This window comes from Serratia sp. Sp408 (assembly GCF_057180665.1).
This window is the reverse complement of the sequence record NZ_JBXUFT010000001.1, coordinates 1,028,462-1,041,003: the sequence shown is the minus strand read 5'-3', so window position 1 is coordinate 1,041,003 and position 12,542 is coordinate 1,028,462. Positions and strand designations below refer to the sequence as shown.

10 protein-coding genes are annotated in these 12,542 nt (G+C 55.1%); 8 read left to right on the top strand and 2 right to left on the bottom strand.

The annotated features are described in order from the left end of the window. Positions 1 to 292: 292 nt before the first annotated feature. The 3 genes from phoP (at position 293) to AC2AXP_RS04915 (ending at position 3,633) form a co-directional block, all read left to right on the top strand. Positions 293 to 964, top strand: coding sequence for a two-component system response regulator PhoP (gene phoP, locus AC2AXP_RS04925; protein WP_039992198.1), 672 nt, complete (start codon positions 293 to 295; stop codon positions 962 to 964). 5 nt (positions 965 to 969) lie between these two features. Then, positions 970 to 2,427 carry a two-component system sensor histidine kinase PhoQ gene (gene phoQ, locus AC2AXP_RS04920; RefSeq protein ID WP_004964174.1) on the top strand — a complete coding sequence of 486 codons (1,458 nt, stop codon included), beginning with the start codon at positions 970 to 972 and terminating at the stop codon, positions 2,425 to 2,427. 84 nt (positions 2,428 to 2,511) lie between these two features. Then, positions 2,512 to 3,633 (top strand): ribosomal protein uL16 3-hydroxylase, encoded by a 1,122-nt coding sequence (locus AC2AXP_RS04915; RefSeq protein WP_004964176.1) that lies wholly within the window; start codon positions 2,512 to 2,514, stop codon positions 3,631 to 3,633. Positions 3,634 to 3,677: 44 nt separating this feature from the next. On the opposite strand, the gene AC2AXP_RS04910 is transcribed toward AC2AXP_RS04915, so the two are convergent. Together AC2AXP_RS04910 and pepT are read right to left on the bottom strand one after the other, a co-directional pair. Continuing rightward, positions 3,678 to 4,775 (bottom strand): malate/lactate/ureidoglycolate dehydrogenase, encoded by a 1,098-nt coding sequence (locus AC2AXP_RS04910; RefSeq protein WP_449145429.1) that lies wholly within the window; start codon positions 4,773 to 4,775, stop codon positions 3,678 to 3,680. 72 nt (positions 4,776 to 4,847) lie between these two features. Beyond that, positions 4,848 to 6,083, bottom strand: a complete 1,236-nt coding sequence (gene pepT / locus AC2AXP_RS04905; protein ID WP_004964180.1) for a peptidase T — start codon at positions 6,081 to 6,083, stop codon at positions 4,848 to 4,850. 428 nt (positions 6,084 to 6,511) lie between these two features. On the opposite strand from pepT, the gene potA reads away from it, so the two are divergent. From potA to AC2AXP_RS04880, 5 genes are all read left to right on the top strand, one after another. Continuing rightward, the gene (gene potA / locus AC2AXP_RS04900; protein ID WP_004964185.1) at positions 6,512 to 7,627 is read left to right on the top strand and encodes a spermidine/putrescine ABC transporter ATP-binding protein PotA; all 1,116 of its coding nucleotides are present in this window, start codon (positions 6,512 to 6,514) and stop codon (positions 7,625 to 7,627) included. After that, on the top strand, positions 7,611 to 8,471 hold the full coding sequence (potB, locus tag AC2AXP_RS04895) for a spermidine/putrescine ABC transporter permease PotB (protein ID WP_004964187.1): 861 nt from the start codon (positions 7,611 to 7,613) through the stop codon (positions 8,469 to 8,471). Before potA ends, potB begins: the two co-directional genes overlap by 17 nt. Beyond that, a complete protein-coding gene (potC, locus tag AC2AXP_RS04890) occupies positions 8,468 to 9,250 on the top strand; it encodes a spermidine/putrescine ABC transporter permease PotC (RefSeq protein ID WP_004964190.1) in 783 nt (260 codons plus the stop codon). Before potB ends, potC begins: the two co-directional genes overlap by 4 nt. Positions 9,251 to 9,560: 310 nt before the next feature. Then, entirely contained in the window at positions 9,561 to 11,120 is a 1,560-nt protein-coding gene (locus AC2AXP_RS04885) for a PTS transporter subunit EIIC (protein ID WP_004964193.1), read from the top strand. A 21-nt stretch (positions 11,121 to 11,141) separates the two neighbouring features. Next, positions 11,142 to 12,527: a family 4 glycosyl hydrolase gene (locus AC2AXP_RS04880; RefSeq protein ID WP_004964197.1), complete on the top strand. Its 1,386-nt coding sequence runs from the start codon at positions 11,142 to 11,144 to the stop codon at positions 12,525 to 12,527. Positions 12,528 to 12,542: the final 15 nt, after the last annotated feature.

Here is a 12,542-nt window from a genome sequence, read left to right as displayed (position 1 = left end):
GCTAACTGGCCTGGCCGCATGCAAGCGGGTCGGCGGTGAAATACCCTGGTGTTGGCATCAATAAGATACCTATACAATACCTTAATAATACCTTTGTTTTTTTGCAACGATCTTGCTCACATTTCATGCAGTCGACCGTTGTTTAAGTTTGGTTTATCTTCACGTCCGGGCTGTTTATCAAGCGTTTATCGGTTATTGCGGATAATCAGGCAGTAAAAGCATGCTTAAATGCGTGATACCTTTATAATTTAGGCGACGGAGCTTCACCCGCGCGTAAACAGGAGTCTGCTCTATGCGAGTATTGGTTGTTGAAGATAACGGTCTGCTGCGCCATCACCTTTCTGTACAAATGCGCGAAATGGGTCACCAGGTTGACGCCGCCGAAGATGCCAAAGAAGCGGATTACTTTCTGCAGGAACATGCGCCGGACATTGCGATTGTCGACCTCGGCCTGCCCGGCGAAGACGGCATGAGCCTGATCCGCCGCTGGCGCGCACATCAGGTGAAACTGCCGATCCTGGTACTCACCGCCCGTGAAAGCTGGCAGGACAAGGTCGCAGTGCTGGAAGCCGGCGCCGACGACTACGTCACCAAACCCTTTCATCTGGAAGAAGTCATCGCCCGCATGCAGGCGCTGATGCGCCGCAACAGCGGCCTGGCGTCGCAGGTGATCGTGCTGCCGCCGTTCCAGATCGATCTGTCGCGGCGTGAGCTGAGCGTCAACGATCGGCCGATCAAGCTGACCGCGTTCGAATACACCATCATCGAAACGCTGATCCGCAACGCCGGCAAAGTGGTCAGCAAAGATTCACTGATGCTGCAACTGTATCCAGACGCCGAGCTGCGCGAAAGCCATACCATCGACGTACTGATGGGGCGTCTGCGCAAAAAATTACAGGCTGAATATCCGCAGGAAGTCATCACTACGGTGCGCGGTCAGGGTTATCGTTTCGATACCAAGTGAGCATAATGTTCAACAAGGATAAAAAACCGTTCTCGCTACGCGCGCGTTTCCTGATGGCGACCGCCGGAGTCATTCTGGCGCTGTCGCTGTCCTATGGCCTGGTGGCGGTGGTCGGCTATATCGTCAGTTTCGACAAGACCGCTTTCCGCCTGCTGCGCGGCGAGAGCAATTTATTCTTCAGCCTGGCGCAGTGGAAAGATCAAAAGCTGACCATCGCCATACCGCCGGATATCGACATCAATTCGCCGACGCTGGTGTTCATCTATGATGAACAGGGCAAACTGCTGTGGAGCCAGCGCCAGGTGCCGGAACTGGAAAAACTGATCCAGCGCGACTGGCTGAAGGAAGCGGGGTTTTATGAAATTGACACCGATACGCACGTCAGTAGCGAAGTGCTCGGCGATAACCCCAAAGCCCAGGATCAGCTGAAACGTTATGACGATACCGATCAGAACGCGCTGACGCACTCGGTAGCGGTCAATAAATACGCGGCAACCGCACGGCTGCCCGCACTGACCATCGTGGTGGTGGATTCCATCCCACAGGAACTGCAACGCTCTGACGTGGTATGGGAATGGTTCAGCTACGTACTATTGGCCAACCTGCTGCTGGTGGTGCCGTTGCTGTGGCTGGCAGCCTATTGGAGCCTGCGGCCGATTAAAGCGCTGATCAATCAGGTCAGCGAACTGGAAAACGGTGCGCGCGAACAGTTGGATGAAAACCCACCCAGCGAACTGCGCGGTCTGGTACGCAACCTGAACATTCTGGTGCGTAACGAGCGCCAGCGCTATACCAAGTACCGCACCACCCTGTCCGATCTTACCCATAGCCTGAAAACGCCGTTGGCGGTCTTGCAGACCACGTTGCGTTCACTGCGCTCCGGCAAGCAAACCACCATCGAAGAAGCCGAACCCATCATGCTGGAGCAAATCAGCCGCATTTCACAACAGATCGGCTACTATCTGCACCGCGCCAGCATCAACTCGGGTCAGACGGTGCTGACGCGCGAAATCCATTCGGTACCCGCACTGCTCGACGGCCTGACGGTGGCGCTGAACAAGGTTTATCAACGTAAAGGCGTGGCGATCACGCTGGATATCTCGCCGGAAATCACCTTTGTCGGCGAGAAAAACGACTTTATGGAAGTGATGGGCAACATACTGGAAAATGCCTGCAAATACTGCCTCGAATTTGTCGAGATCACTTCACTCCACTCTGACAAAAATCTCACCCTCGTTATCGACGACGACGGCCCTGGCATTCCGGAAAGCAAACGCAGTCTGATATTCCAACGTGGTCAGCGCGTTGATACCCTGCGTCCCGGCCAGGGCCTTGGGCTGTCCGTGGCGGCGGAAATCATTGAACAATACGACGGCAGTATTACCATCAGCGACAGTCCACTCGGCGGCGCGCGCATGATGGTCACCTTCGCTCGCCAGCACGATTCCCACCACAACGAGTGAATTCTGTTGCTCAGGCCCCGATCCAACGGGCCTGACTTCCGTTATAATCCCTGTCACGCTCACTCCTCTATCCTGGAATAGACTATGGATTATCAATTAGATTTGGACTGGAACGACTTTTTGCAACGTTATTGGCAAAAGCGTCCGGTAATTCTGAAGCGCGGCTTCAAAAACTTTATCGATCCGATCTCCCCGGATGAGCTGGCTGGGCTGGCAATGGAAAACGAAGTGGATAGCCGTTTAGTCAGCCATCAGGACGGACGCTGGCAGGTGGCACACGGGCCATTCGAAAGTTATGACCATCTGGGCGAAAACAACTGGTCGCTGCTGGTACAGGCGGTCGACCACTGGCACGAGCCTTCCAGCGCCTTGATGCGCCCGTTCCGTCAACTGCCCGACTGGCGTATGGACGACCTGATGATCTCCTTCTCGGTACCCGGCGGCGGCGTGGGACCACACCTCGATCAATACGACGTGTTTATCATTCAGGGCACCGGCCGTCGCCGCTGGCGCGTGGGTGAAAAAGTGCCCATGAAACAGCACTGTCCCCACCCCGACCTGCTCCAGGTGGCGCCGTTTGACGCGATCATCGACGAAGAAATGGAACCGGGTGATATTCTGTACATTCCACCGGGTTTCCCGCATGAAGGCTACGCGCTGGAGAACGCACTGAACTATTCCGTCGGCTTCCGCGCCCCCAACGGTCGCGAACTGGTGAGCGGCTTTGCCGATTACGTACTGGCGCGTGAACTGGGCAGCCAGCGCTACGGCGATCCAGACATCACGCTGCGCGATCAACCGGCAACGGTGCTGCCGCAGGAAGTGGATGCGCTGCGCAAGATGATGCTGGATCTGGTGCAACAACCTGAACATTTCGAAAAGTGGTTTGGTGAATTCATTTCGCAATCGCGCCATGAGCTGGACGTTGCGCCGCCGGAGCCGCCGTATCAGGCCGGCGATATCTACGAGCTACTGCAACAGGGCGAAGCGCTGCAACGCCTGGGCGGGCTGCGCGTACTGCGCGTTGGCGATCGCTGTTTCGTCAACGGGGAACTGATTGACACCGAACAGCAGCAGGCCGCTGACGCACTGTGCCAACACTTCAGCGTCGATGCCGCCATGCTCGGTGAGGCGATCGACGATCCGTCATTCCTGGCGTTGCTGACCACGCTGGTTAACAGCGGCTACTGGTACTTCAACGATTAACCGGATGCCCCTCTCTAGATGCAGAGGGGCATTTCTCCACACCGTCAGTGTGGCTCCTCGCTCGCCATCCCCCGATAATGCTCCAATTCATCCGACGGCATGCCGGCCTGATGGGCGGCGGCGCAAATCTGCTGCCAGGTGTTGCCGTCAATCGGGATACCGTCAGCCAGCCGTGCTGCACGGTTAGCCTGCTCCCATTCCCCCGGCACCTGAATCGGTACGTCGCTGCTTTCCGGCGAGGCTTTCACCCAGTCGATAAAGGCTTGCGCTTCGGCCTGCATCTGTGGTGCGGCAAAAGCATCCGGATTGAGGATCAGCGTCGTCATGCAGTTGGTAATCGCATCGTTACCCGCAGCCTTCAACGTCTCGTCATGGGTCGTGCGCCCACCGGATAGCGCGCCACCGAGGATTTCGCACATCGTTGCCAGCGCATAGCCCTTATGGGCGCCAAAGGCCAGCAGCGAACCGAACGGCGCTTCATGCATCACCTTCGGCTCGCTGGTCGGTCGCCCTTGATTATCGATCAGATAGCCAGGCGCCACCGTCAGGCCCTTGTTGTACGCCACCCGGGTTTTGCCGAAGGCGATACCGCTGGTGGCAAAATCCAGCAGCAACGGCGTTTTGCCCGGACGCGGGAAAATGGCACAAAACGGGTTGGTGCCAAACCGCCGATCGCTGCCACCGAAGGGCGCCACCATCGGGTCACCGACCACATTGACAAAATGGATGGAAATAAAGCCAGCTGCCGCGCACTGTTCCGCCCAATGGCCAATGCGGCCAACGTGATGCGCATTGTGCAGTGCCACCGCCGCCAGCCCCAGTTGCCGCGCGCGTTCGATACCCTGCTCCATCGCTTCGCTGGCCACCACCTGGCCAAACCCCTTGCCGCCGTCCAGCGTCAACACGGCGCCAGCGTCTTTCACTGGCCTGGCATGCGCGTTCAGTTGCAGCTGGCCTTGCCCGAGCGACGCCATGTAGCTCGGTATCATGCCGACGCCGTGCGAGTCATGGCCGGCGAGATTGGCCTGCACCAGATGTTCGGCCACCAGTTCGGCCTCACGTGCGCTGCTGCCGGCGTGACGCCAGATAGCCTGCACAAACTGCCCTAATCGCTCGCTGTTGATACGGTATTCAGTGCTCATTGCCAAGTCCTTGCGCCTAAAAATGGTAACCACAACCCTAGGCACAAAAGCAGAATGCGGCAAGTGGGTGCTTTATTTTCCCTTGGCGCGCTCCGCGGTCAGCGCCGCAATGCGCATAATCACCGCCACCGCCTGCTCCATGCCTTCCAAGGTAATAAACTCATGCTTGCCGTGAAAATTATAGCCGCCGGTAAACAGGTTCGGACACGGTAGGCCTTTAAAGGAAAGCTGCGCACCGTCGGTGCCACCGCGGATAGGTTTCATCACCGGTTCAATACCGCAATCGCGCATCGCCTGCTGCGCCAGCGCGATCACATGCGGATGGCTGGCCACCTGTTCGCGCATATTGTAGTAACTGTCCTCAATGGTGAGGTCGATGCTGCAGTCGCGCGGCAGTTCCTTGCCCAGTTGCTGGACAATGGCGATCATGCGACGCTTGCGCGCTTCAAAGCCCTCGCGCTCAAAATCGCGCAGTATGTAATGCATTTCGGCACGTTCGACATGCCCCTTGATGCTGCTGAGATGATAAAAACCCTGATAGCCGTCGGTGGTTTCCGGCATTTCGTCAGTGGGCAAAGCCTGATGCAACCGGGTCGCCAACGATAGCGCATTCACCATCACGCCTTTGGCGCTGCCAGGATGGACATTGTTGCCGACAATTTTCACCGTCACCGACGCCGCATTGAAGTTTTCACATTCCAGTTCGCCCACACCGCCACCGTCAACGGTGTACGCCCATTCGGCGTCAAATGCCCCTACGTCAAAGTAATGCGCCCCCTTGCCTACTTCTTCATCCGGTGTGAAGGCGACGCGAATATCACCGTGCGGGATCTGGCTGTGCTTGAGCCGCACCATGGCGGTGATGATTTCTGCAATGCCGGCTTTGTCATCGGCGCCGAGCAGCGTTTTGCCGTCGGTGGTGATCAGCGTCTGCCCCAGCATTTGATGCAGCACCGGGAACATCACCGGTGACAGCACTTCATCGCCGATGCCAAGGGCAATATCGCCGCCACGGTAGTTTTCCACGATCTGCGGATTAATGTGTTTGCCGCTAAAGTCCGGTGAAGTATCCAGATGGGAAATGAAGCCGATGGCCGGTACCGGCCAGGCCACGTTGCCCGGCAGCGTGCCGGTCACACAGCCCTGTTCGCTGAGCGATACCTGTTCAAACCCCAGTCCGATCATATCGCGCTGCAAGGCACGCGCCAGCTTCAACTGGCCGTCAGTGCTTGGCACATGTTTGACGTTCGCTTTGGACTGCGTGTCGAAAGTGACGTAGTGAAAAAAACGATCTAGTAGTTTGTCCATGGTTCCACCCTCAGAATGTCGCGTTTCATTATGCGCAACCGCCGCTGGCCGAATATTGAGACAGGTCAGTTTAACCCGCGTTAGCTAAAATCATTAATTACCGTGATGTTTGCTCGTCAAAGAAACGGCCCCAAGAGGCGGATTCGGCTCGCTAATCGGCTTGGCGACGCTGCCCCCACGGCAAGCCGGTGCGATATCGACAGGCAATCAGCGCATAAAATTGCAGCATTGTGTCGCTATAATGGTGAAAATCAGCGCGTTGGCTTTCATTTCGCTCGCTCAGCGTCTATCATGCGCGCTCTAAAAATTTCAAGCGGCGTCGCTGGTTTTGAGCTTAATTGTTAATAGGGGATAACCCCGCAGCTCTCGCAGTCTTTTCCAGCGGCGGTTCTATCTGCATCACCCCACGGGATAGAGTGACACCATAAATGACTGAGAAATCTTCTCTGACACCACTCGTTGAACTGAAAGCGCTAAGCAAAGGTTTCGACGGCAAGGCAATCATCGCCGATCTCGCACTCACCATTAACCACGGCGAATTCCTGACCATTCTTGGCCCGTCCGGCTGCGGCAAGACCACGGTGCTACGGCTGATTGCCGGTCTGGAAGACGCCGACAGCGGCCAGATCGTGCTCGATGGGCAGGACATCACCGACATTCCCGCCGAGCATCGCCACGTCAATACCGTGTTTCAGAGCTACGCACTGTTCCCGCATATGACGGTATTTGAAAACGTGGCGTTCGGCCTGCGCATGCAAAAAACCCCGGCGGCGGACATCGCCCCTCGGGTGGAGGAAGCGCTGCGCATGGTTCAGCTCGACACCTTTGCCCAGCGCCGCCCGAGCCAGCTTTCTGGCGGTCAGCAACAGCGTGTCGCCATCGCCCGCGCGGTGGTCAACAAACCCAAGGTGCTGTTGCTGGACGAGTCGCTCTCTGCGCTGGACTACAAGTTGCGCAAGCAGATGCAGAACGAACTGAAAGCGTTGCAGCGCAAACTCGGCATTACCTTCGTGTTCGTCACTCACGATCAGGAAGAAGCGCTGACGATGTCAGATCGCATCGTGGTGATGCGTGACGGCCGCATTGAACAGGACGGCACGCCGCGCGAGATCTACGAAGAGCCGCGTAACCTGTTCGTCGCCAGCTTTATCGGCGAGATCAACATTTTTGCTGCCACCGTGCTGCAACGCATCGACCACCAGCGGGTGCGAGCCAACGTGGAAGGACGCGAATGCGACATTTACGTCAGTCAGCCGGTTAGCGCAGGCCAGCAACTCAAAGTGCTGCTGAGGCCGGAAGACCTGCGGGTAGAGGAAATCAACGGTGCTGAACAGGTCGATGGCCTGATTGGCCATGTGCGTGAACGAAACTACAAGGGCATGACGCTGGAATCGGTCGTCGAGCTGGAAAACGGCAAGATGGTGATGGTCAGCGAATTCTTTAACGAGGACGATCCGGACGTCGACCATTCACTGAACCAGAAAATGGCGGTGACCTGGGTTGAAAGCTGGGAGGTGGTACTGGCCGATGAAAACCTCGCGTAAGCTGTTCCAGAATGTGGTGATCGTCGGCGTGGTCGCCTGGCTGCTGCTGTTCGTGTTTATGCCGAACCTGATGATCATCGCGACCAGTTTCCTGACGCGCGACGACGCCAACCTGGTGCAGATGGTGTTTACGCTGGACAACTACACCCGGCTGTTCGATCCGCTGTACGCCGAGGTGCTGTTGCACTCGCTGAACATGGCGGCGATCGCCACCCTGTGCTGTCTGATAGTCGGCTATCCCTTCGCCTTTATCCTGGCGCGCCTGCCGCAAAAGGTGCGGCCGCTGCTGCTGTTTCTGCTGATCGTACCCTTTTGGACCAACTCACTGATCCGCATTTATGGCCTGAAGCTGTTTCTCAGCACCCGCGGCTATTTAAACGATTTTCTGTTATGGCTGGGGCTGATCGACAAACCGTTTCGCATTATGTATACCTCTGAAGCGGTGATCCTCGGACTGATCTACATTCTGCTGCCATTTATGGTGATGCCACTGTATTCCAGCATCGAAAAACTGGATAAATCCTGCCTGGAAGCGGCACGCGATCTTGGCGCCAGCAAGCTGCAAACCTTTATTCGCATCATCATTCCGTTAACCATGCCGGGCATCATCGCCGGCTGCCTGCTGGTACTGCTGCCAGCGATGGGGCTGTTCTTCGTGGCGGATCTGATGGGCGGAGCCAAAAACCTGCTCATTGGCAACGTCATCAAGAGCCAGTTCCTGAATATTCGCGACTGGCCATTCGGCGCAGCCACCAGCATCTGTCTGACGCTGGTGATGGGCCTGATGCTGCTGGTGTATTATCGTGCTGCCAAGCTGTTGAACAAGAAGGTGGAACTGGAATGATCGGACGCCTGCTTCGCGGTGGTTTCATGACCATCATTTATGCCTATCTGTACATCCCGATTGTGATCCTGATCGTCAACTCGTTCAACGCATCGCGCTTCGGTATCAACTGGCAGGGGTTTACCACCGACTGGTACAGCACGCTGTTGAACAACGACAGCCTGTTGCAGGCGGCCGGCCATTCCCTGACCATGGCGGTGCTGTCGGCCACCTTTGCCACGCTGATCGGTTCACTGACCGCCGTGGCGCTGTATCGCTACCGTTTTCGTGGCAAACCGTTCGTTAACGGCATGCTGTTTGTGGTGATGATGTCGCCGGACATCGTGATGGCCATTTCGCTGCTGGTGCTGTTTATGCTACTGGGGATTTCGCTCGGCTTCTGGTCGCTGCTGTTCTCGCACATCACCTTCTGTTTGCCGTTCGTGGTCGTGACGGTCTATTCACGCCTGAAAGGCTTTGACGTCAAAATGCTGGAAGCAGCGCGCGATCTCGGTGCCGGCGAAGTGACCATCCTGCGCAAGATCATTTTGCCGTTGGCGATGCCGGCGGTGGCCGCCGGTTGGCTGTTGAGCTTCACCCTGTCGATGGATGACGTCGTGGTTTCATCGTTCGTGACCGGGCCGAGCTATGAGATTTTGCCATTGAAGATTTATTCGATGGTAAAAGTCGGCGTGTCGCCGGAAGTGAATGCGCTGGCCACCATTCTGCTGATGCTGTCGCTGTTATTGGTACTCGCCAGTCAGCTGATTCTGCGCGATCGCGGCGTCAAATCGGCGTAACCGCGTCATCGGCCAGGGAACGGCCCTTACCTACTCACTATCCGGCTGCTGATTTGCCTAAGCACTACGTCAGGCATCGCCGCCCCCCTATTACCGCCGGTAAAAACCGCCCTTCAGTGTGAACACCTTCACATTTGGCACCGGTTGTCAGCCATTGACCACCGGTACCTATTTCCCCGCAACCATTGCCCTGTGCGCATAATCATTTTATAACCGATCGCAGGCAGGGTTCGCCTGATTAACCACTATTATTTCACCCGTGCACGGAGAGTCATCAGCAACGTCGTCCTACAATAATAAGGGTACTGCCATGAAAGGGTTTAGCGATAATATCTTAAGTAAGCTACAGCTTTTCTCCAAGGCCATGATGGGGCCAATATTTTTTCTGCCGGTAATTGGCTTAATTCTGGCATTAAGTTCTATTCTCACCAACGCCAATCTGATTAATGAAGGTAGTCTGTTATCACAAAGTGGGAAATTGATTGGGGATACTTTTTGGCCGCTATTTGGTAATTTGGGGTTAATTTTTTGCATAGGTATTACTTATGGTTTGGCGAAGGATAAAAAAAGTGAAGCCGCGCTAGTGGCGGTTATGTGCTTTATTATGTTTCTTGGCGCCAACCATGCTTATCTTGAACTCAGTGGCCGGGTGGCAGAAAAGATCAATGGTGAATATTACGGTACCGGACAAACCGAACTGTTGGGCTTCACCGTGGTTGATATGGGGATTTTCCTCGGCCTGATCCTCGGTGTGACTATTGCCTGGGTGCATAACCGCCTGTGTAATATTGAACTGAACGGCGTATTTTCAGTCTATGGCGGTGCCAAACTGGTGCTGATTGCCATGACTCCCATTATCATCGCGCTGGCGATAGGCTTTAGCTACCTGTGGCCTGCTATCTCGCACGGTCTGACCGAGCTGACCGGGTTTATGAAGGGGGCCGGGTCTCTTGGCGTGTTTGTGTACGGCTTCTTTGAGAAATTCCTGATCCCAACCGGGCTGCATCACTTTATCTGGTCGCCCTTCCAACTGACCAGCATTGGCGGCACCATCGTGCAGGACGGTCATACCGTAGCCGGCTCTCAAGCCATTTTCCTTGCCTACATGCGCGAACCGGGCCTCTCCCCGTTGATGGACGAAGCGTTGCGCTTTTCACAGCAGGGTATGGTCACCATTTTCGGATTATCCGGTGCCGCGCTGGCATTTTATCACACGGCAAAGCCGGCAAAGAAACAGCTGGCGAAAGCTATTTTGATCCCGGCCATCACCACATCAATACTGGTTGGCATCACCGAGCCGATTGAGTTCACTTTCCTGTTTGTTTCACCGCTGTTATGGGTCATCCATGCGCTGTTGACCGCACTTTCACAGGTGGCCTGCAATCTGTTTCAGGTTCGTCCATGGGGGCCAAGCGGTCTGATTGAATTTTTGGTGTATAACCTGCCACTCCCCGTATCGCTTACACGTTGGCCATTATTTATTGTCATCGGTCTGGTGCAGTTTGCGGTGTATTACCTGGTCTTTAAAACGCTGGTGCTGAAGCTGAACTTAAAAACGCCAGGGCGTGAAGATGACGACAATGTCAAATTGTATTCCAAGCAGGAGTATTTTGAGGATAAAAAACAGGCAGGTGAAATGAGCGGTATGATTATCGACGCCCTGGGTGGTAAGGAAAACATTGTTTCCGTTGATAATTGCTTTACCCGTCTGCGAGTGGAAATAAAGGATATGCGATTAATCGACGAGGCAATGTTAAAACTGACCGGTGCCAAAGGAATAGTCAGAAACCGCAGTGAAGTTCAGGTGATTTATGGCCTCACCGTTGGAAAAGTAAAAAATCAGCTAGAGAAACAGTTGGCCCTTTCATAATTTTTAATTGGGAGATAAACCATGAAATTAACCGTATTGGGCGGCGGCGGCGTACGTTCACCGTTCCTGGCCAAGTCGATTGCTTATAATGCCCACCGCATTGGCGTCAGCGAAGTCGTATTCCTGGATAACGACAGTGAAAAGCTGGCTGTTTATGGCGCCATCGCCCAGGGGGTGTTCGAACGCATTCGCGGCGATATCCGCTTTCGTCTTACCGACGATGCTCAAGAGGCATTACGCGACGCCAATTACATCATTACCACACTGCGCATAGGCGGTGAGGCTGGCCGCATTGACGACGAACGCATCGCTCTCAATCATCAGGTTCTGGGACAGGAAACCACCGGTGCTGGCGGTTTCGCCATGGCGATGCGCTCGATCCCGGCCATTGTCGACTATTGCCGCCTGATCGAAAAAATTTCCGCCCCTGACGCCGTATTGTTCAACTTTACCAACCCTTCCGGCATGGTGACCGAGGCGATTATCAAATCCGGCTTCACCCGGCGGGTATATGGCATTTGCGATGCGCCGAGCGAGTTTATTCGCGAACTGGCCGAACTGCTGGAGTGCACTGAAAACGCGCTGAGCGTCGATTGTTATGGCCTCAACCACCTTTCCTGGTTCCGCAACGTGCAAGTGAATGGCAAAGACGTCATGCCGCAACTCTTGTCCGACCCGCGCCTGTATCGCGACACCTGCATGAAATATTTTTCGCCGGCGTTGGTGGCTCTTTCGGATAATCAGTTGCTCAACGAGTACCTCTATTACTACTATTATCGCGAGCAGGCGATTACCGCCATTTTAGCTGCCGGGGAAACCCGTGGTGAACAAATTGCCACCATCAATCAGCGCATGATGGCGGACCTGTCCGCAATCGATATTCCCAACCAGTTGGAACACGCATTCACAGTCTATTTTGCCCATTATCTGGCGCGTGAAAACTCATACATGCAGCGCGAATCCAGTCAGGGGAAGGTGAAAGAACGGGAAATGCTGACATTGCAGCAGTTTATCGAACAACCCGATACCGGCGGCTATGCCGGCGTGGCCATTGATATTTTAGAAGCGGTCAACAGCGGCCAGAACAAACGGGTGGTCGTCTCGATGCAGAATAACGACACGCTTGATTTTCTGCATCCAGAAGATGTCATCGAGATCAGTTGCGAGCTCAACAGCGAGGGGATTCGCCCGATCAAGATGCGCGATATACCCGATACACAAAAAAACCTGATCGCCCGCGTTAAAGAATATGAACGACTGGCGGTAACAGCGATCCTGAACGGGGATCGCATGCTGGCAATCAAAGCCCTGATGGTCCATCCGCTGGTTAACTCTTTTTCATTGGCAACAACGCTGGTGGACGAGTATTTGCAGGCGCATAGTCAATATACTGGCCACTGGCGTTAACCTGCGGATTGACGG